Raw genomic sequence first — 18,287 nt, forward strand, 5'->3', positions numbered from 1 at the left:
TGTACCCATAGACAACAACGCAGTCGAAAACCAGATTCGGCCGTGGGCACTTGGACGTTCCAACTGGTTGTTTGCCGGGTCGCTTCGCAGCGGCAAGCGGGCGGCGGCGATCATGAGTTTGATCCAATCGGCGCGCATGAATGGGCACGATCCGTATGCCTATCTTAAAGATGTGCTGGCGCGGTTGCCGACGCAGCGAGCGAGTGAGATTGAGCAACTGCTGCCGCATCAGTGGGTATCTGCCTAAGTCGTGCAAGGTGACTTCGGCGGACGCTTACAATGCAGGCACCGGATACCCTGACTCCAACCGAAAAGGAGATAGCCGCATGACCCTGATGCTCACTTTCCAGAATGGATTGGGAAGTGCCAAGCGAGTTTCTCGCCAATGAAGAACCGGCAACCATCACCGGCTATCAGGCACCCTCCCGGCAGATTCAGTGGCTCAGCCACAATGGTTGGGAATACGTGCTGACGGGGGCCAGAAGCCTGATCGTAGGCCGCGTCTACGCGCGGCTGATGCTGTCAGGCGTTAAACCATCCGTTGCAAATGAAGTGGCGGAAACATGCACACTTGACTTGTCACGCGTGCGGTAAACGGTGCGCAGCCAGAACAAGGAAAATCGGGACCTGCCGCCGCGTATGTTGCGGCGAACCCGCAAGTTCAGGAACGGAAAACTTTGGGTCGGGCACTACTACAACGGCAAAGAAGAGGCTGGAAAACGCCGAGAGATTCCGCTCGGCAACGACCTGAGCCGACGTGTGGGAGAGATTGTGAGTCCCACAAAATGAGTAAGCTAGAAATCGATTGAGGGCTTAATGATCGCCAACCCTACAGCTCAAGAAGCCCGCGGCTGCGGGCTTCTTGGTTCTTACTGCCTAAGCGAAAGCATCATTGTCATTGGAGAAAAGTCGGGACACGGGATAAACCCGGCGTGTTTGGCATAGTACGCCGCAAGCCTTTCGTTCATGGGGTGCACGATAATGGCCGCAGATCCGATGATTTCAGACGCGATAATGCAGCGCTCGATCGCGTCACCAAGCAAGCCAAGCGACAAACCCCGCCCGCCAGCTTTAGCTGTTACACCCATCCGCCCGAGAACGGTCACGGGCAACGGGTCGGGCGCATTGCGCCTGAGCTTTGCGGTCGCGCCGTGCCGTCGATCTACCGCACTGTTGGATAATGTGTAGTAGCCCGCGATGATATTCGTGTCCTTGAAGCAAACTACATACACCATCGCATGCTTCGCCTGCTGTGCCGTTAAAGCCTTATTACGTATGTAGTCGTCGATTGAACCCTCACCGGATTCAAACTGATCTGCTACGTGACGCTCTTCCAGCTTTTCCGGTGGAGTCAGCTCCAGGGTTTCGGCTTTGCAAGCAATTTCTTGACGCATTCGTTATTCCCTAATGAATTGTCGTTGAGCGCCTGCTCAAATCGGTCAAATGCTTCATCACTCAGCAAGAACAGCCTGCGGTCCAGAAGCACTTCTTCAGCGCGTTTACACGCTGCCTCGAGAATGAAGCTGGTCCGGTCTGTGCCAAGTATTTCGACTGCGGCGTCAATCAGGCTGCGCTTTTTGGTATCGACCCGCATGTTGATAGGGACGGGTTTATCGCGCTCTAAGAGTTGGTTCATGTCACGGTACCTAAATGATAAGTGCTGAGCCTTGCCCGTCAGGTAGGTCTATGGCCCGAAAATATTGCGTAGCTGTCACGTAAATAGTGCCTCTAGTCCGTTGTTTTCGTTAGCAGTCGGCGGATGCGGTCCGCGAGCAAAGACTATCAGTACGTGTAGCTATTGTATATACGTATAGCCAAAGCACTTACGGATTTTAGCTTTCCACACCCTCGTCCGCACTGCCGGAGCAGAACCGGAACGCTAAAAAATGAATGCAGATCATCGGACGTGGGGAGCGTAATGGGCGGCAACAAGCTCAGGCTGCAGCAACGATCTTGAAAGTTGCAGAAACTTTCACTTTTAGCAGGCACAAAAAAGCCCGTAAGACGTTGATCTTACGGGCTTTAAATGTGGAGGCCGAGGTCGGAATCGAACCGGCGTAAGCGGATTTGCAATCCGGTATTAAAAACTATATATATCAGTCGCTTACATACTTTTACCTTCCGCAACATGTGATTTTTGACCGCCCTACGAACCGCATATTCAGTCGATCATATTTCGAGTTGCGGAACTGAATTTTGCGCTTCCCTCGGCGTTGTCATGGTCCAGCCGTTGACCGCGCGGGAAGCAGAGACCGTTAGTCTATGCTTCAGCTGCCTGGAACGCCCCAAGTCACTCAAAGGGATACTTAAAATGGCTGATGATCTCTCCAATCGTGGACCGAAAGACAGAAATCGCGTAAACACGTCCGAGCCGTGGGAGTTGAAATATTGGACCAAGGAGTTCGGCGTAACTGAAGACCAGCTCAAAGCAGCAGCAAAGGCGGCCGGCCCAATGGTTGTTGATGTTCGTAAAAAGCTCGGCAAATAGCTACATTTGCTCTGCTGCAGTCACAGCGTTCGCAGCAGGGCCTTCCCTCTCCCCTCCTCGGATACCCGCTGACATAATTCAAGTTTCGCGAATTTCTGGCTAGAACGTATGAGGCGTGACATAGTATCACCTCGTATTACATATAATTACACAGGTGGTGTTATGTCTATGATGTCCCTACGTCTACCAGACGAACTGGCGGAGACGCTCGCCAGCCTTGCCAAGGCAACCGGTAGAAGTAAATCTTTTCTCGCCATTGACGCGCTTCGTGAATACCTGACTCGCGAGGCTTGGCAGATAGCTGAAATCGGAAAAGCAATTGTGGAAGCCGATGCTGGCGACTTTGCGACCGACGAAGAAGTAGATGCTGTAATGGAGAAATGGTCTACCCATGCAGATTGAATGGCTAAGGACTGCCCTAAAAAATCTCGATGATGAAGCTGCGCACATAGCGCTGGATAGCCCTCAGGCCGCTATGGATTTTGTTGCCGCAGTGCGGCTTAGCGTGGAAGACCTTGCCCGCTTTCCTGCAATCGGTCGGGTGGGCCGTATCTCTGGGACTAGAGATTTGCCCATGCCCGTTTATCCCTACCTTATTCCTTATCGATTCAGATCCGGTCGTTTGCAAATTTTGCGAATTTTCCACACTCGCAGACTTGTACCAGCGCGTTGGTAACCTTCTGCTTGTGTCTTTGACCACTCCGTCGTGATCCCCTTACGCATACCATTCATTTGAGTCCAAGCGGTGAGTTGCGTTTTGGGGTCCGGTCGTGTGGTGTACTTGGCCTCGTCCAGGTTGGATATGCCTGTGCGAATGCAGCCGCAGATTTTTTTGCAGAGTGATTTTTGTGCTCTCAACTTCTCGGCAGCGCGCTGAGTGTAGGTGGCCACCGCTTCCTTGATCGGCTCGATATCGGTCAACCGGCTGCCAAACATCCGGCTGCAGCAGATCTCCTGCTTTGACGGATCGGGCCTCGCTCAGCTCCAGGCATGGCGTACCGGCCAGTTCCCGCGCGGTCTTCTCGATCGCTACGCTGAATTTCTGTCGCAGCGTCCACGCATCTGCCTGGGCCAGGTCCATGGCGGTCTTGATGCCCATAGACTCCAAGTGCGCTTTCATCCGCTTACCTACCCCCAACACCTCCCCCACGTTGGTGTTGCGCAGCGTCCAGTCATGCTTGAATGGGTTGCATATGTCGACCACGTCGCCAGTTTTATCGATGAACAATTTTGCGGTATGGTTGGTCGCTGCGCGGGGTGTTCGTTCGGATGATTTCAATATGCGCCGAGGTACCGTACATTTGCAGATCCTCGCCCATACCTTGCGCATCGAACATGGTACAGGCGGTTTCTAATCTAGAATACTTAATCTTATGTTTCGAAACATAGCAGGGAGCTACAGATGTCATTTGATGCATTCATGCAGGTAGAAGGTGTTGAGGGTGAATCGCTGGATGCCGACCATAAAGGTTGGGTTGAACTACTTTCGTACCACTATGACGCCATTCAATCGATCAGCCAATCCGCCAGTTCCAACGGCGGCGCCTCCGCCGGGGATGTTACGCTGCCTGATTTCCGGATCGCCAAATATGTTGATCGAGCAACGCCTAAGCTTTTTGAGCTTTGCTGCCGAGGATCGCACATCAAGAAAGTGACGATCCGGGTACATCGAGCGGGCACTCAGAAATTCAAATACTTAGATATTGTCCTTGAAGAAGTGCTGATCTCCACAGTAAGTGGGCAGGGAGCAGAACATGCAGGTTTCCCAGTAGAGACTATTACCCTGAATTATGGGCGTATCAAATTTGAATATACCCAACAGCGCAGGGTTGATGGAGCAAGTGCTGGAATAGTGTCGGGCGGCTGGGACAGGACGGCTAATAAGCCATTCGCATAATCTCCAATCGTAACCGGCGCAGTTAAATATTCCGTGAAAGAGCCCGCAAACAAGCTAGCGGGCTTTATAAAAAATCACCAGAAAGCAATCATCACAATACAAAGCAGAACACCGGTGAATAAAGCTTCGATCTTGGAAAACTGTCTCATAATTGCTAGCTGCACTCCTAAAATAACTACAAACATAACGCCACGAAACACCGAACGATTACCAGAAGGGTCTTCAATAAAATTCATAGAAGTTTCCTGCGATAAAGATCCCATCGCCCCCTGATCCATCCAGTCGTACTTGGAACCATGAAACATTGCATAAGCCAGCAAGCATGCAAAATAGATTAAATAAAGAGCCAAACGAGTCCAGACTTTTTTAGCGATCATAAGTCTCACATCATAAGTTGGGTAAAGCGCAACCAATTCTTCACGATAAAATCACCATAACGGGTGTTTTGCATAATTTTATCTAACGAAAGTTCCATCCCCCGATTATACCGGGCGCCAATCACCCGGACCTCTTCGAAGCCAATGGACACGAAATGGTCATGATCAGCAAGCATTCGCAAATGCTTTGCAGCCAAGTCAATATTATATACATCCCGTTCTAGACAATGAGATAAACTCCTTAGTTCGCTGATCTCCATCTTATCGGCGTCAAGCCCAAGAGTATATGCCGCAGTTCGCAGCTGTATACTGACCCAACCGAAGCTGGTTTTGGCTGGGGGATTCGTTACTACATGCGATGAGTTCCCAATATGATCGAACGCTCGAACCTCAAATGCCACCCTATCGATAAAGTTAGGATCGCCGCCAGTTTCAATCCAGCAAACCCCCGCTAAAAGCTGGACCGGCAATGAATACTTGAGCGCTGTTGCTTTGATCGAAAGCTTGTTATGCACCACCCAAGCATCTTTGAAACGCTGAATGTAGGCTCGACCCCCGCCGAATGATTCAGGCACGACTTTCCATTTGAAAACATCGAACAGCCCCCATGTAGGGCTGCTATTAGTACTTGTATCGCAAAGCTCTTCCATTTTTGCTCGTCCTTGACTCAGTTTGCGGCAACACACTCGGCCATCAAGCTGTGCGTCCAATTGCCTTGAGCAAGCTATATCAGAAGCCGAGTCAAGGCAAATCCCAACTTTCCCTACCGCAATTGGGGCGGTGTTCAGCTAGTAAGCGCGCACGACCCATAGCTGTCCTATATTGGTTGTGTAACTACAGCTCATTACGTCACGCCGCATCGCCCACGTGGGATCAACAGGCACGCTAGCCGCTCGCAATGTGCCTCGGCCCCACCTTCCATTGATTTCGTCCAGCACACTCATCACTTTCCCGGCTTCAACAGACTGCGACTGTGCAAACAAATCATCCGTAAACTCACCAGGCTGCCGCAGATCCATCAGCAGCACCTCGGCCTTGCTGTACTTGAAGCCAGGCCGGAACAAACGCTCAACGGCCTCAGTGGCAGCTTTGGTCATTAGCCTGACGTCGTTGGTGGGATACGGCAGCTCGACCAGCGCGCCGTTGGCGTACTTGGCCTCTTCCGGGTTGAACATGCCTGTGCGAACGCTGATGCGGATTTTCTTGCACAGTGAGTTCTGTGCCCGCAGCTTCTCTGCAGCGCGCTGCATGTAGGTGGCCACCGCCTCCTTGATCGGCTCGATTTCGGTGAGGCGAGTGCCGAACATTCGGCTGCAGCAGATCTCCTGCTTCGGCGGATCAACGTCGCCCAGCTCCATGCAGGGCGTACCGGCAAGTTCGCGGGCAGTCTTCTCGATCACGACGCTGAATTTCTGCCTCAACGTCCAGGCATCGGCCTGGGCCAGGTCCATCGCGGTTTTGATGCCCATAGCCTCGAGGTGGGCCTTCATGCGCTTGCCGATACCCCAGACCTCGCCTACATCCGTGTTGCGCAGCGTCCAATCACGTTTGAAGGGGTCGCAGATATCGACCACGCCACCTGTCTTGGACAGCAGTCGCTTAGCCGTATGGTTTGCGAGCTTGGCCAAGGTTTTCGTCCGCGCGATTCCAACACCCACAGGAATGCCGGTGTGCTTGAGAATTCTCGCCCGAATGCTTCGCCCAAACTCGGTGAGGTCTCCCGGTATGCCGGTCAGATCAGCAAAAGCTTCGTCAATGCTGTAGACCTCAAGCGCTGGGACCATGGACTCAATAATGGTCATCACGCGTGCAGACATTTGACCGTACAACGCATAGTTGCTGCTAAATGCCACAACTCCGTTACGTCGCAGGTGGTCTTTGATTTGGAAATACGGGGCGCCCATCTTCACTAAGGGCTTGGCGTCATAGCTGCGCGCGATCACGCAGCCGTCGTTGTTCGAGAGCACCACGATGGGGGTCTTGGCTAGGTCCGGCCTGAACACCCGCTCACAGCTGGCGTAGAAGCTGTTGTTCTGGGGTTTGATAAACGTTAGGACATAAGTGTTTTATAAATAATAAATTAGAAAATAATTATCGAATCGTTAGTTCAGACCATAGGTTAGGGGGAGTAGATGGAGCTTCTGTGGGCTACTGAGTCTTTGGTGATTGGCGGTCGTCCATATCCAGGCTTTCCGCTCTTGCTTTGGGACACGATGGACAGTTGCGTTCCTGCCAATGAATTCATGCGTCATTTTTTATTGCGAGGAGCTATTGGGTCGAGCAAATCATGGCCAAGCATGGGGCGTGCTCTGTACGACTTTTTCAGTTTCCTTCAGGCACATGACCTCGACTGGCGCGATGTGGAGCGTGGCGAGGCCAAGAGTGTTGTCGCGGGTTACCGGGACTACTGCTTGGTGGAGTGTCAGTTAGCCCGATCAACGACCCGTCAACGACTTCACTATGTCTGCAAATTCTATGAGTACGCTCAGCAGCAGGGATGGGTGAGTAGACTGCCGTTTGGTTATGAGGAGCGGAAGGTCAGACGGCCCACCGGCTTTCTTGCACACATAAATGCCAGCGACGGAAAGGCGATGGTGAACGACGTCATGCCTCGTCAGCATCGGGTGCTGCCGAAGTTCCTCAGCATGGACGAGATTAAGGTGTTGCTGGAGAAGGCGGAAAATCCGCATCACCGAATGATGATTCGACTTGGACTTCAGACGGGCCTGCGGCGGGCGGAAATCGCCTCTTTTCCGTTGGCGTATGTCTTCGATCCGGACAAAGCCGGCAGGCACGAGCGCAACATCCGGATTCGCCTTGATCCGCACGATGGTCATGGAATACGCACGAAGGGAAGCAAACCGCGTGACATCTTTATCAGTCGACGCTTTCTCGCGGATCTGCACCGATATGTAGTGCAGGTTCGTGGCGAGCGGGCATCACTGAGTCGTACTCAGCACAAATCGCTGTTCTTGAATCAGTCTGGTGAGCCCTACGCCGATGATGGTAAACGCATCGAGCGCATTGTCCGAGAAATTGGCAAGCGTGCGGAGATCAAGGTTCATACGCACATGCTTCGCCACACCTACGCGACCCATACTCTGGTCGCCCTTCAGCGCAATGGCAGCAGCCTGGAACCGCTCGTGTTTGTGCAGCGGCAGCTCGGTCATAGTTCGATCCAGACGACGATGGTGTACCTGCACTTGGTCAACGAACTGGCCGACAACGCCGTGCTGGCTTACGACGATGAACTGTCTGACGACTTGGGAGTTGTTTAATGGGGAGGCGCAAGGTCTTCTTAAAGACCGACCTCAGTATCCCGCAAGTCGAGCATAGTCACGACGCGAACGGGTCTGTCATTGTTCTCCCCGAAGTGATTCCACCTGTCCACACAAGGGTCGACTTCGGAAGGAATGCCACTCGCTCGCGCGGCATCGACTTCGCTTTCTGGTATGGCGTGGGTATCGATTCGATTACCTATGCCTGTCAGCGACAGACTGAACGCTTTCTGGCCCAGCAGGACACTGGGGTCGAAGCGAGTACCGTAGCAAGCTTCTGTAAAGGCGGTTTACGCCACTTCCTTAACTTCATGATTTTGCGTGCAACCGCGCTCAGCCGTGAGTTGACCCTAAACGACATTGACCGTGCATTGATTGACGATTTTCTTGGTCACCTTGCTGGATTGGGCATTACCACGCTTAGCCAGAGTACTCACTACACCGGTATGAAGTGCGTCCTTCATGCGTTGGGCCGCAGAGGGATAATTTCGTTGGTCACCACAGGGGACGATGCGACGTTTCCGCGCAACCCGTTCCCAAACAGTGGCAAAAGTAAGGGTGAAACGCCACTACCGAAACGCCAGCGACAAGCGTTCACCTCAGCATTAAAACAGGCGACCCTGCCAATCTGGAATGAAGACGTCTTTGTGACAGGTGAGCTACTGGCTTATGCCTTGTTGACCGTTGCGCTGCACACTGGGCGTAACTCCACGCCGCTGCTGGAGATGGGGCACGATTGCCTGCGCGCTCACCCCAAAGACAACAGTGTCTTTTTAGTCCTCTGGAAACGTCGCGGACACAGCAGCAGTAAGGTGGCTCTGCGCTCAGAGAGCGCCACTGCGCGTCTTCTGGAGTCTACCCCAACCATCAAGACCAACATTGAGCGCCTGATCCGCCGTGTCTTTGCTCACAGCGAACCGCTGCGCGCGGAGGCGCCAGATAACGTCAAGGATTGTGTTTGGCTGTATCGCGTGCACCGGGGGCCGGGCCTTGGCAGGGTCATTGCGCTGACTGATGTCGCGTTGAAAACAGCGTCCAGAAAATTGGTGACCGATTATGGACTCGTCGATACGGATGGTAAGCCGCTTCGCATCAACATCTCTCGACTACGTAAAACGTTTGCCAACCGAATATTCGAATTGCTCGCGGGTGACCTGATGACCACGGCCATCGCGCTTGGTAACACTCCACAGGTGGCCGGACGAAATTACTTGGCACCTAGCGCAGACGCGAGGCGCAACTGGCAGTTTATGGGCGAGATAATGGTTCAGGAATTACTCAGCCGGACTATTGGCGCTACTTACAAAACTACCCCAATGGGGCGCTGCGGTGATCCAGTGAACGGCCAATATGCGCCAAAACGTGAGGGGGAAGCGTGCTTTTCATTCCTCAACTGCTTGCGATGCAAGCATTACGCGGTCACAGGAGACGATTTACACCGGCTATTTAGTTTTTACTTTCGTGTGTTTGCGGAGCGTCCTCGCATGAACAAACGGCGTTGGGCGCAGGAGTACGCGCATATTCCTCGATTGATTGACGACTATATCGTGGCTGAAGGGCTGCGGCGTGGAACCTTCAAATCGGCCGCCGTTGAAGCTGCTCGCGAGCAGGCTCGCCGCGATCCGCACCCGTTTTGGTCGTCCGATGTAGTGGAAAGTCTGGAGATGTTTGCATGAGCAAAAGCAATGTGACCATGTTGCCCTGGGCAAGTATCGAACTACAGCCAGGGGATATACGTGAGTTGCCCGAGAGCGACCGTGAAGCACTCATTGTCAGCGCCATTCATGTTGATGGCCGCTGGGTCATTCTCAGTCGCTATCGCGATGACATTTGGCAGCTCGAAGGGTTGACGAGCAATGTACCGGACAACATGAGGAACTTGGACTTCGATCGTGTTCCCCTGCGTTTGTAGCGGTGATGAAGTCCCTCTTGTACCGCTACCTACGACGCGGTCGCGCAGGGCAGAAGCGTCCCGTGGCAAGTACTTTGCGCAATGTTTTTGAAAATGTATTGCCCTTCCTGCGGTATCTAAGCGCGCTTAAGCTCGATCACTTCGACGCTGTAACGCCCATGATTTGTGCAAATTACGTCGCCGAATGTCGGGAGATCCGACAGACGCGTCGCAATCGGGGGCAGGCGCTGTCTCCGGCGGCCCTTGAGCGTCGTTTTATGTCAGTCGAGGCGCTTCATGAGCTCAGTCAGTACACCAACGACCCAATCCCAAGACATCCCTGGCCTGATACATCGGCGAGAGCCTTGGCCGGTAGAGCCTCCCTCAACAGTGAGGCCGGCAAAACGCCGTTGATACCAGACGAAGTGTTTTGTACGTTGTTCGAGAAGGCCTATGAACAGGTTCAGCACGGTGAGCGTCTGCTCGATCTGCGCGACACCCTCGATAGCGTCGCTGTAGCACGCAAGGGACAGGTGACCAGATCAGTTCAGGAGCATAAGGTTCGCCAGCTGACGGCTCTTGGGTGGGAAGGCGGGCTTGAGGCATTCAATCAAGCGATCAAGGATTTGAGAACCGCTTCCTATATCGTTCTGGCCAGCACCTCCGGTTGCCGTAATCATGAGTTGGCCAACGTAAAATCTGGCGCGCACCACCGTACGGAAGACGATGAAGGCACGGTCTTTCACTGGCTGCGCTCCACGTCGGAAAAAACCGATACCGGCGTGCACGACTGGATGATTCCAGAAATTGCTGTGCACGTGTTGCGTTTAATGGAACGCTGGGCCAAGCCGTACCAGGCGATGATCGACGCTGAGATCTCCGAGCGAAGAATGCTCAATTCGAGTGATCCGCAAATCGCCACGGCGCAGAAGCATCGGCATGCTCTCTTTCTCGGGGTGGCGGCCACCAAACGTAATCAAGTTCGTACCCTCTCGGGTTCGGCATGGAACATGTGCCTCAAAGCGTACGCGAAGAGCTGTGGTCTGAACTGGATCTTAGCCAGCCATCAATTTCGTCGTAAATTCGCCAACTATGCCGCACACAGTCAATTCGGCGACCTGCGTTACCTGCGTGAGCATTTCGCACACTGGTCCATGGACATGACCTTGGGCTACGCCATGGATCAAGATTGGGGGCAGCATCTCGATATCGAACTATACGAAGACATCCAGTCAGAACTCGAAGACATCAAGTCCGAGGTCGTCGGCACCTGGCTGGGGGACACACCGCTGACTGGCGGCTACGGTCGATCAATCAAGCATTGGCAGCGCGATTCGGCGAACCTCGCGATCTTCAAGAGCCACGCCTCAATGGTGACATCGATTGCTGAGAGCACCGCGATTCGAAGTAATGGTCACGCCTGGTGTACCGCCGATGATGATCGTTGCGTAGGTAACACCATGGAGCGAACGCGCTGCGGCGACTGCAACAACGCCGTGATTGGAGGTGCACACGTTGGTATCTACCAGCGCCTTTACGACAACCTGAAGAGGTTGTTGGATTGCCACGACATTGGTGACGGTGGCCGCCAGCGCGTATTGCGTGATTTGGATCGCTGTCGTGACGTGCTCATGCAACTTGGATACGACCCGGAGGAGAACGTAGCATGACCATTAAACGCAAGCCCTCGGACGCCCGAGAGCGGGATTTGCAACTCGCACTTGCACGTATCCTGCGCGGTCGGGCGCATAGCGGCGAATCCAAGGTCACTATCGCCGCGGTGGCGCGGGAAGCCGGTGTTTCAACCGCTCTGATTCACAATCACTACCCCACCGTCGCCGAGGCGATCCGCGAAACTCAGGGGCGTTCGAGTCGTGCCCAGCGGGATGTGAAACACCAGGATCTCTTGGCTGAACGCGAGAAAAATCGAATGCTCCGGCAAGAGAATGAGGAGCTACGCGTAAAGGTTGCCAGTCTCGCTTCAATTAACGAGGTATTGATAGCCGAGGCTCGTGTGCTGAAAGCTAAGCAAAGCGGCGCCAAGGTAGTGGATCTGCCATAGGCTAGGTACTAGCTGCGAAAGCGCTTACTCCATCGCTGCTATGAAAACGCCTTGATACTCCAATCTAGGGGAGCTCCGATCAACTTGCCACGTCTGCGTGGCGAGGTGAAAAAACCACCACGATCAGCGCTAACTGTCGCGAAACGCCCCTATGTGCAACGTTGGTTGGGTTTGTGAGCCGACCTCTCCGTGTTACAGACGTAACTCATCCATATCAAGAGAGTTTTTCGAACCATCCACAGGTTTGGCAAAGCAAACAGCATGGTCAGGGGCTCTACTGTGTCATTCGATCAATTTGCAAGCCCTATTCAAAGTCCGTAGGGGGATACTAATGCTTTAGGAATTTTACTTGAAAATATTTATATCAATATCCTCAGTTGCCAAGGCTCGTTGCACGGCAGGTCGTTCGATTATCGACTGAACGAGTTGAGTCCAATTGGGAAAGTGAGTGCCCATATCTATATCAATCCACTTTCCCCACATCCAGAAAACAAGAAGAACGGGGTGGACAATACTATAAGTACTTAGTAAGGGACGATCACTCTGCGCAGCGATGTGCTGCTCGATAAACGTGTAGTTATCCATAACGTTGCTGCGGCCTTTTTTAACAATGGCAGGAAACAGACTTTCATCGTCGATAAACCGTTGTGGCCGCCAGACCTGTCCATAAGAAAGGCTGTGCACTGTCCCTGATAACCAGTTCAACCACTCGAGGCATCGCCCTAATTCGCCTGGAGTGTCGGGGATAAAGCGTACAGGTGTCGATTGGTTAGCCAGATAAAGCAAGATGGCAGGTAACTCTGTCAAAACTCCGGCTACTTCACCGATGGGGCTATCAAGACAAAGCAGGGCTGGGACCCGGCCTTTCGGGTTAATGCTCAGGTATTCCGGAGTTTGGGTGCCGATGCCTTTCAGTGCTGAGCGAAATTCCAGTTTGAACGGTTGTCCCAGTTCTTCAAGAAGAATATGTGCTGCAAGTGAGCAAGCACCGGGTGAGTAATAAAGAAGGTACATGCGGGCCTCGTGGTTCAGCAGTTATTTTGAATGAACATGCCTATTGCGACCGAGTCTAGCACTTTTCATGTGGCGCGTGTAAGGCGTAAGCCAGAGCTGCCAACAGAGGTGTCGTACTTGAAAGGACCGAGCCTGGTTTGGCTGAAGCCCGAAAGTATTGCGTGCTTCATGCTGGTACACGAATCTACTTTTTGCCGCACCTGTAGTTTTCTACAGTGTACAGAAAAAATAAATAACACTTAAATGGCTGCGCTCTCTGGCAATCAGGAAAACATGTGATTGTCGGAGGCAGCATGATTCGAAACTTAACGACGAAGGAACGTCCAGATGCCATACGTAGTTGGGAAAGAGTGTCTTTCATGCAAATCTACCATCTGCGTAGATGTCTGTCCCGTTGACGCATTTCGCGATGCCGACTACCAACTGGTTATTTGTCCGGATACCTGCATCGAATGTGGTGTATGTGAGCCTGAGTGTCCTGTCGACGCAATTATCAATCCCGAAGAATACTCTGGTGAAAACCACGATGTGATAGCTCTGAATTCAGAGCTATCCAAAACTTCGCCCGTGATTTTTAAATCAGTCACTGCAAAGTAACTACGGTAAATCAATTTATAAGGATGTTCGCAATGAATGTGGAAGGGTTAGATCTGCTCGAATGGTTTGTTGCGATGGAGCGCAACCCCGATGAATGGAACTCCGTGAATGAAAATTTCGCGATTCGGAAAAATATTAATCAATCTGCTCAAATGTTGGCGCATGAGGCCTATGTCAACAACAATCAAACAGCCCTAGCGGCGCTGCATGAGTGTCTGGCTATCATTTACCGGAATGAGTTCGAGTGTGCGCGCATTGAACAGGTAAATGCTGATCGACGGCCAATTGTCAGTGACGTTCAATCGGTATTTGAAAGCGCAATGCTTCAGTTTGAAATGAAAGGCCTGTCTGATGAAGATGTCAGTGACTTTCCGGTAAACGGTAAAGAGTATGTAAAATGGTTGAAAAAACTGGTGTCAAAAACTCCCTCCAGTGTGCATCCTTTTTATACCCAGTTTTTAAGTGAGGATGCGTCCGCAGCGGATGTTAAGTATTACTTGATTCAAGAAACCAATCTCGATCCGAAATTTGACGACATTCTGGCATTTATGCAGATTGGATTACCGGTTGGCCAAAAGCTTGAATTGGCCAAGAATTATTTTGACGAAATGGGCAATGGAGTCGAGGCTGAAGTACATTCCAGAATGTTTGCGGAGACTTTGAAGGCCGCAGGCGTCGAAGATTCTGATTTGTCCAGCGCAATGCTGCTTCAATCGATCGTTTCCGGGAACGTCAGTTCTTGCCTCGCGCTGTCTCGCCGTCATTATTTTAAGGCGGTAGGGTATTTCGGTGTCACTGAATACTTGGCGCCACGGCGCTTCAAACACGTGATCAAGGCATGGGAGAGAAATAATTTGCCTTCCCACGGTATTCAATATCACAAGCTTCATGTCTATATTGACACGGAACACGCCAATGGCTGGTTTAACAACGTCGTTGCTCCGTTGGTAGATCAAGATCCCCGTATCGGCCGTGAAATTGCGGTGGGTGCACTTATTCGGATTAACTCTTCGGCACGTTATCTGGACGAATTGAGTGCCCATCTCGGAAACACCGCAAAGACATTGGCTTAAGGAGTGAGCAGTCTATGCCTATCAATAATGATGGTTTCAGTATCATTGAACTCGGTGCAATACCAACTGATGTAGTCGATAGTTTTTCACGGTTGGCATTGGATCAATACATGGGTGGTGGTAATCGCTACAGAAGGTTCTCCCAGTACAAGATGTCTTTCAACGAAACGGCCTGGGACTTTGAACTTCTAGCGCATCGCCCGTACATGACATTTTCTAAATATAATCCTGTGGCTGGCGGAATAAAAAGGTTCTATGAGCCTATCGAGGTGGATTTCACGCCATTCATTGAGCGAGGGGCAATCGAGATTGCTCTGGATAAAGTACAGGACTGGCAGATCAATGTCCATCAATACCGGGTGATTGTTAATCCGCAGTTGAAGGGCGTTACCGTTCCAGAAGGGCGACATAGAGACGGACATTCATTTGTCATGATTGGCGTGGTGGCCCGAAAAGATATTAACGGCGCTGAGATGAGCCTGTATCGCAATGCAGACGATACGGAACCTTTCTACAACGACATTCTTCTCGAAGGCCAGGCGGTGCTCCTTGATGATCAAAATATGTTCCATGACGTGACTGAGATTATTCCGGTCAATGAAGAGGGATATCGCGATATTTTCGTCGTCGCATTTTCGCCCTGGGCTGATCGCTGGCACGGCGATGAGTTTGAAAAGAAAGTCATTGAATCCGTACAGGCCTAATTTACTGGAGATAACGATGCAACAGCCAAATGATTTTTCCCGAGATGTTTTGTTTAGTCGCATGATCGGGCTGGTGTCGCAGCAAGAACTCGATATTCTCGCTGGAAAACGAGTCGCGGTGCCTGGATGTGGGGGGACCGGGTACACCTATGCCGAATGTCTGGTACGTATGGGGGTTGGCGGTGTAAACATTGCTGATGCGGATACATTTGGTCCTGAGAACATGAACAGGCAGTTCGGTTGCTCAACGAACACTATCGGGAGGAAGAAGTCGGAAGTATTGTCTGAGCGATTGCTGTCCATTAACCCGCAGGTATCGGTGCAGGCCATCGATTATCTGGATGAGTTCAATGTCAGTGACTACCTCAGCGGTGTTGACGTTGTATGCGATACGCTGGATTTTTTTGTAATCAAGCCACGGCTCCTGCTTTATAAGGAAGCCCGCCGCAGAAGTATCCCAGTCGTGCTGTGCTGCCCGGTCGCCTACGGGGTGACGGTGCATGTTTTTCTGCCGAATAGCCCGACCTTCGAAGAGTTCTTTGATATTTCAGATCAGGATACCGAACTCGAAAGCCTCAAGAAGTTTGGAGGAAAGCTGGCACCTTCAAAGTTATACAAGCAGTATATCGACTCGCCGAAGCTTGATTTTGAGAAGCAAAAGGTATCGTCGTTAAGTGCGACATGTTTGATGGCGACTTCGTTTGGCTCAATGATTGCTCACATGTTGCTCTTGGGGCAGACCTCAAATGTCAAATCGATTCCGCATAGCTATGAGTTCGATCTCAGAGCGTTGATATTTACTGAAAACAAGAAAAACTGATTCCAGGACGGAAAGGGGAACGTGAGTGAGCCAGCCTTACAGTATGCAGGAATGGGTTTTTAGAGAAGCTCATGGCAAATACGACATTGATCTGGGAGACAGTAATGCTCCGTGTATCAAAGCAGGGATCTTCAGTGCAGACCTTGAAGGTTTGGTATTGGACTATGGAACTGATCGGGGAAGCAGTGCTTTGGCTATGCTTGTTGCGAAGCTCTATGGCATCGAACGCTGTAACGTTGGCATCGCTCACGGTGCGCAGGAAGCGCTTTATCTATTGTATCGTACTTTGTTGAACGTGGGTGATCATGTCATTACATTTTCGCCGGGCTGGCAACAGTCGTGGAAAGTTCCAGAGAAAATTGGTTGTTCGATAAGCGTTCTTGAGTATGACGCAAATTTCAAAGTGTTAGCCGAGTCAGTTGTGGGGGCGTTAAGGGCGAATACCAAAGCCATCATTTTGAATAACCCTTGCAATCCGACTGGTAAAGCGATCGATCGAGATCAGTTAAGGAGGATCGTCGAAGTAGCGCGAGAGAGGAATATATTCATCATTTCGGATGAAGAATACCTCACGGACATGAAGGCATCCGTGTTCCATTTCGATTTCGAAAACGTGATCGCGGTGTCCGGCGTATCGAAAATCTTCGGCGTACCAGGAATTCGGGTGGGGTGGATGTGTGGGCCGAAGGATATTGTTGCGAAAGCAATGGATTACAAGCACTTCACGACAATTTCAAATTCGGTGATTTGCGAAAAAATAGCAGAGCGTATTCTGCTGAATTATGACGCTCTGCTGAAAGATTACTTGCAATTGTGCCGAAACGGTTATGAGGTGTTTCAGCAATGGTCGCGAGATTGTTTTCCTATGCTTGAGATTGTCGCGCCAGAGGGAACTCCTTTTTGTTGGGTCCACCTGACTTCCTCGGAGAGTTCGTTGGATTTCTGTCGAAGAGTTCTCCACCACACAAGGGTGTTGACGATGCCCGCCGAAGTGTTTGGCCAGCGGCATGGGATGCGTATTACTTTTGCGAGACCCGTGGATGAACTGCGTGAAGGGCTTGGCAGGATAAAGTCCGAGTTCAAATATTCCTTGTCGATGTATTGATTGCTCCGAGGACAGAGTTTTGAAAAAAATATTTATTGATGGTGAGTTTGGTACGACGGGAATACAGATTCGGGAGCATTTGAAAGCACATCCTGAAGTCGCGTTGATCAGCATAGACGAGCACGCCAAGAAGAACCTTGATGAGAAGAAACGTCTGATCGCAGACGCGGACGTCACTATATTGTGTCTGCCGGATCTGGCAGCGAAAGAAGTGGTGTCTGCCGTGAAGTCAATAGATTGCAGGTTGATTGATGCGAGTTCAGCTCACCGGACGGCCGAGCAATGGGTTTATGGACTCGCTGAGTTATCCTTCGGTCAACGCGAAAAAATCAGACATGCGCGCCAGGTCACAAATCCCGGTTGTTTTGCCACAGGCGCCATATTGTTACTGAGGCCTTTAATACTAAATGGCAAAGTACTGGCTCACTCAAAGTTGTCAATTAACGCGATCTCCGGTTATTCAGGTGGCGGCGCGGGAATGATTAAGGAATATGAAAGTAAGTCGCCGCCTTTTGCCCACCATGTGTATGGTTTGAATTTTAATCATAAACATTTGCCGGAAATGACACTGTACAGTGGTCTTGAGATTGAACCGATTTTTACCCCAGCAGTTGGTAATTTCTATCGTGGCATGCTGGTTTACATTCCGCTGTTCTTGGCAACGGGAGTAACCCCTGAACAGATACGTGAATGCCTTGAACAATGTTATGAAAATGAACAATTTGTCAATGTCGCTTCCAGGGAGGACTGTATTGCGGTTAGTGAAACAAGGCTGGATGCTCAAGTGATTTCAGGTTCCAATAAAGTTGATTTATATGTGTGTAAGGATACTTCGGGAAGTGATGGTTCGCGAGCACTTTTGATTGCCAGACTTGATAACTTGGGTAAGGGCGCTTCAACCGCCGCTGTACAAAATATGAATATCATGCTGGGTTTTCCGGAGCGCCTGGGGTTGGTTGAGTCGGCAGGAGCAGTATAAAA

Annotated in this window: 23 protein-coding genes and 1 pseudogene; 17 read left to right on the forward strand and 7 right to left on the reverse strand. The window is 51.3% G+C overall.

Translation table 11 applies throughout. The features are described 5' to 3' along the window. A partial coding sequence (locus tag EC915_RS08915) for a transposase domain-containing protein (RefSeq protein WP_133750177.1) occupies nt 1-247 on the forward strand: 247 nt, incomplete at its 5' end. Nucleotides 248-351: 104 nt separating this feature from the next. Next, nucleotides 352-594 (forward strand): DUF4224 domain-containing protein, encoded by a 243-nt coding sequence (locus EC915_RS08920; RefSeq protein WP_133750178.1) that lies wholly within the window; start codon nt 352-354, stop codon nt 592-594. A 275-nt stretch (nt 595-869) separates the two neighbouring features. Here EC915_RS08920 and EC915_RS08925 read toward each other — a convergent pair whose 3' ends face one another. Together EC915_RS08925 and EC915_RS08930 are read right to left on the reverse strand one after the other, a co-directional pair. Further along, entirely contained in the window at nt 870-1,394 is a 525-nt protein-coding gene (locus EC915_RS08925; protein WP_133750179.1) for a hypothetical protein, read from the reverse strand. Then, nucleotides 1,352-1,636, reverse strand: coding sequence for a DUF1778 domain-containing protein (locus tag EC915_RS08930; RefSeq protein ID WP_133750180.1), 285 nt, complete (start codon nt 1,634-1,636; stop codon nt 1,352-1,354). Before EC915_RS08930 ends, EC915_RS08925 begins: the two co-directional genes overlap by 43 nt. A gap of 675 nt (nt 1,637-2,311) precedes the next feature. Here EC915_RS08930 and EC915_RS08935 point away from each other — a divergent pair. The 3 genes from EC915_RS08935 to EC915_RS08945 all read left to right on the forward strand — a co-directional run bounded on the left by EC915_RS08935 (nt 2,312) and on the right by EC915_RS08945 (nt 3,164). Then, complete coding sequence (locus tag EC915_RS08935) at nt 2,312-2,488, forward strand: DUF3606 domain-containing protein (protein WP_133750181.1); 177 nt, start codon at nt 2,312-2,314, stop codon at nt 2,486-2,488. 162 nt (nt 2,489-2,650) lie between these two features. Continuing rightward, nucleotides 2,651-2,890 carry a CopG family ribbon-helix-helix protein gene (locus EC915_RS08940; protein WP_133750182.1) on the forward strand — a complete coding sequence of 80 codons (240 nt, stop codon included), beginning with the start codon at nt 2,651-2,653 and terminating at the stop codon, nt 2,888-2,890. Further along, a complete protein-coding gene (locus EC915_RS08945) occupies nt 2,880-3,164 on the forward strand; it encodes a type II toxin-antitoxin system RelE/ParE family toxin (RefSeq protein ID WP_133750183.1) in 285 nt (94 codons plus the stop codon). Before EC915_RS08940 ends, EC915_RS08945 begins: the two co-directional genes overlap by 11 nt. Nucleotides 3,165-3,265: 101 nt before the next feature. Here EC915_RS08945 and EC915_RS25200 read toward each other — a convergent pair. Continuing rightward, nucleotides 3,266-3,815: pseudogene (locus EC915_RS25200) on the reverse strand (DNA polymerase V subunit UmuC); the annotation flags it as partial. A gap of 75 nt (nt 3,816-3,890) precedes the next feature. Between EC915_RS25200 and EC915_RS08955 the strand changes: the two are divergent. Further along, complete coding sequence (locus EC915_RS08955; protein WP_133750184.1) at nt 3,891-4,385, forward strand: type VI secretion system tube protein Hcp; 495 nt, start codon at nt 3,891-3,893, stop codon at nt 4,383-4,385. 74 nt (nt 4,386-4,459) lie between these two features. Here the strand turns inward: EC915_RS08955 and EC915_RS08960 are convergent, their stop codons facing one another. The 3 genes from EC915_RS08960 to EC915_RS08970 form a co-directional block, all read right to left on the reverse strand. Continuing rightward, on the reverse strand, nt 4,460-4,762 hold the full coding sequence (locus tag EC915_RS08960) for a hypothetical protein (protein ID WP_133750185.1): 303 nt from the start codon (nt 4,760-4,762) through the stop codon (nt 4,460-4,462). A 5-nt stretch (nt 4,763-4,767) separates the two neighbouring features. After that, entirely contained in the window at nt 4,768-5,412 is a 645-nt protein-coding gene (locus EC915_RS08965; protein WP_133750186.1) for a hypothetical protein, read from the reverse strand. Between the two features lie 138 nt (nt 5,413-5,550). Next, entirely contained in the window at nt 5,551-6,807 is a 1,257-nt protein-coding gene (locus EC915_RS08970) for a Y-family DNA polymerase (protein ID WP_133750187.1), read from the reverse strand. Nucleotides 6,808-6,894: 87 nt separating this feature from the next. On the opposite strand from EC915_RS08970, the gene EC915_RS08975 reads away from it, so the two are divergent. The 5 genes from EC915_RS08975 (at nt 6,895) to EC915_RS08990 (ending at nt 11,993) form a co-directional block, all read left to right on the forward strand. Next, nucleotides 6,895-8,040: a site-specific integrase gene (locus EC915_RS08975; RefSeq protein WP_133750188.1), complete on the forward strand. Its 1,146-nt coding sequence runs from the start codon at nt 6,895-6,897 to the stop codon at nt 8,038-8,040. Next, a complete protein-coding gene (locus tag EC915_RS08980) occupies nt 8,040-9,716 on the forward strand; it encodes a hypothetical protein (protein WP_133750189.1) in 1,677 nt (558 codons plus the stop codon). The genes EC915_RS08975 and EC915_RS08980 overlap by 1 nt, the downstream gene beginning before the upstream one ends. Continuing rightward, nucleotides 9,713-9,952 carry a hypothetical protein gene (locus EC915_RS25440; protein ID WP_305955392.1) on the forward strand — a complete coding sequence of 80 codons (240 nt, stop codon included), beginning with the start codon at nt 9,713-9,715 and terminating at the stop codon, nt 9,950-9,952. Before EC915_RS08980 ends, EC915_RS25440 begins: the two co-directional genes overlap by 4 nt. 62 nt (nt 9,953-10,014) lie before the next feature. After that, the gene (locus EC915_RS08985) at nt 10,015-11,601 is read left to right on the forward strand and encodes an integrase (RefSeq protein WP_305955394.1); all 1,587 of its coding nucleotides are present in this window, start codon (nt 10,015-10,017) and stop codon (nt 11,599-11,601) included. Then, the gene (locus EC915_RS08990) at nt 11,598-11,993 is read left to right on the forward strand and encodes a TetR family transcriptional regulator (RefSeq protein ID WP_133750190.1); all 396 of its coding nucleotides are present in this window, start codon (nt 11,598-11,600) and stop codon (nt 11,991-11,993) included. Before EC915_RS08985 ends, EC915_RS08990 begins: the two co-directional genes overlap by 4 nt. A 345-nt stretch (nt 11,994-12,338) precedes the next feature. On the opposite strand, the gene EC915_RS08995 is transcribed toward EC915_RS08990, so the two are convergent. Next, nucleotides 12,339-13,007: a glutathione S-transferase family protein gene (locus EC915_RS08995; RefSeq protein WP_133750191.1), complete on the reverse strand. Its 669-nt coding sequence runs from the start codon at nt 13,005-13,007 to the stop codon at nt 12,339-12,341. 327 nt (nt 13,008-13,334) lie between these two features. Here EC915_RS08995 and EC915_RS09000 point away from each other — a divergent pair, with 327 nt between their 5' ends. From EC915_RS09000 to argC, 6 genes are read left to right on the forward strand one after another with little or no spacing between them, the layout of a single operon-like run. Then, complete coding sequence (locus EC915_RS09000) at nt 13,335-13,604, forward strand: 4Fe-4S binding protein (protein ID WP_133750192.1); 270 nt, start codon at nt 13,335-13,337, stop codon at nt 13,602-13,604. 32 nt (nt 13,605-13,636) lie between these two features. Further along, the gene (locus EC915_RS09005) at nt 13,637-14,677 is read left to right on the forward strand and encodes an iron-containing redox enzyme family protein (protein ID WP_133750193.1); all 1,041 of its coding nucleotides are present in this window, start codon (nt 13,637-13,639) and stop codon (nt 14,675-14,677) included. Nucleotides 14,678-14,691: 14 nt separating this feature from the next. After that, the gene (locus EC915_RS09010) at nt 14,692-15,381 is read left to right on the forward strand and encodes a 2OG-Fe dioxygenase family protein (protein WP_133750194.1); all 690 of its coding nucleotides are present in this window, start codon (nt 14,692-14,694) and stop codon (nt 15,379-15,381) included. A gap of 16 nt (nt 15,382-15,397) precedes the next feature. After that, entirely contained in the window at nt 15,398-16,201 is an 804-nt protein-coding gene (locus EC915_RS09015; RefSeq protein ID WP_133750195.1) for a ThiF family adenylyltransferase, read from the forward strand. A gap of 25 nt (nt 16,202-16,226) precedes the next feature. After that, nucleotides 16,227-17,306 (forward strand): pyridoxal phosphate-dependent aminotransferase, encoded by a 1,080-nt coding sequence (locus EC915_RS09020; RefSeq protein WP_133750196.1) that lies wholly within the window; start codon nt 16,227-16,229, stop codon nt 17,304-17,306. A 19-nt stretch (nt 17,307-17,325) separates the two neighbouring features. Further along, a complete protein-coding gene (gene argC, locus EC915_RS09025; RefSeq protein ID WP_133750197.1) occupies nt 17,326-18,285 on the forward strand; it encodes an N-acetyl-gamma-glutamyl-phosphate reductase in 960 nt (319 codons plus the stop codon). The last annotated feature ends 2 nt before the right edge of the window (nt 18,286-18,287 follow it).

The sequence above is a fragment of the Pseudomonas sp. LP_7_YM genome (assembly GCF_004364435.1).
Classification (GTDB): domain Bacteria; phylum Pseudomonadota; class Gammaproteobacteria; order Pseudomonadales; family Pseudomonadaceae; genus Aquipseudomonas.

Excerpts from the sequence above, each read along its gene's own strand:
- EC915_RS08940 (WP_133750182.1), top strand. The coding sequence starts at position 2,651 with ATGTCTATGATGTCCCTACGTCTACCAGACGAACTGGCGGAGACGCTC.
- EC915_RS09010 (WP_133750194.1), top strand. The coding sequence starts at position 14,692 with ATGCCTATCAATAATGATGGTTTCAGTATCATTGAACTCGGTGCAATA.
- EC915_RS25440 (WP_305955392.1), top strand. The coding sequence starts at position 9,713 with ATGAGCAAAAGCAATGTGACCATGTTGCCCTGGGCAAGTATCGAACTA.
- EC915_RS08925 (WP_133750179.1), bottom strand. The coding sequence starts at position 1,394 with ATGCGTCAAGAAATTGCTTGCAAAGCCGAAACCCTGGAGCTGACTCCA.
- EC915_RS08930 (WP_133750180.1), bottom strand. The coding sequence starts at position 1,636 with ATGAACCAACTCTTAGAGCGCGATAAACCCGTCCCTATCAACATGCGG.
- EC915_RS09005 (WP_133750193.1), top strand. The coding sequence starts at position 13,637 with ATGAATGTGGAAGGGTTAGATCTGCTCGAATGGTTTGTTGCGATGGAG.
- EC915_RS08980 (WP_133750189.1), top strand. The coding sequence starts at position 8,040 with ATGGGGAGGCGCAAGGTCTTCTTAAAGACCGACCTCAGTATCCCGCAA.
- EC915_RS08990 (WP_133750190.1), top strand. The coding sequence starts at position 11,598 with ATGACCATTAAACGCAAGCCCTCGGACGCCCGAGAGCGGGATTTGCAA.
- EC915_RS08975 (WP_133750188.1), top strand. The coding sequence starts at position 6,895 with ATGGAGCTTCTGTGGGCTACTGAGTCTTTGGTGATTGGCGGTCGTCCA.
- EC915_RS08945 (WP_133750183.1), top strand. The coding sequence starts at position 2,880 with ATGCAGATTGAATGGCTAAGGACTGCCCTAAAAAATCTCGATGATGAA.
- EC915_RS08955 (WP_133750184.1), top strand. The coding sequence starts at position 3,891 with ATGTCATTTGATGCATTCATGCAGGTAGAAGGTGTTGAGGGTGAATCG.
- EC915_RS08965 (WP_133750186.1), bottom strand. The coding sequence starts at position 5,412 with ATGGAAGAGCTTTGCGATACAAGTACTAATAGCAGCCCTACATGGGGG.
- EC915_RS08960 (WP_133750185.1), bottom strand. The coding sequence starts at position 4,762 with ATGATCGCTAAAAAAGTCTGGACTCGTTTGGCTCTTTATTTAATCTAT.
- EC915_RS09000 (WP_133750192.1), top strand. The coding sequence starts at position 13,335 with ATGCCATACGTAGTTGGGAAAGAGTGTCTTTCATGCAAATCTACCATC.
- EC915_RS08995 (WP_133750191.1), bottom strand. The coding sequence starts at position 13,007 with ATGTACCTTCTTTATTACTCACCCGGTGCTTGCTCACTTGCAGCACAT.
- EC915_RS08920 (WP_133750178.1), top strand. The coding sequence starts at position 352 with ATGGATTGGGAAGTGCCAAGCGAGTTTCTCGCCAATGAAGAACCGGCA.
- EC915_RS09015 (WP_133750195.1), top strand. The coding sequence starts at position 15,398 with ATGCAACAGCCAAATGATTTTTCCCGAGATGTTTTGTTTAGTCGCATG.
- EC915_RS08935 (WP_133750181.1), top strand. The coding sequence starts at position 2,312 with ATGGCTGATGATCTCTCCAATCGTGGACCGAAAGACAGAAATCGCGTA.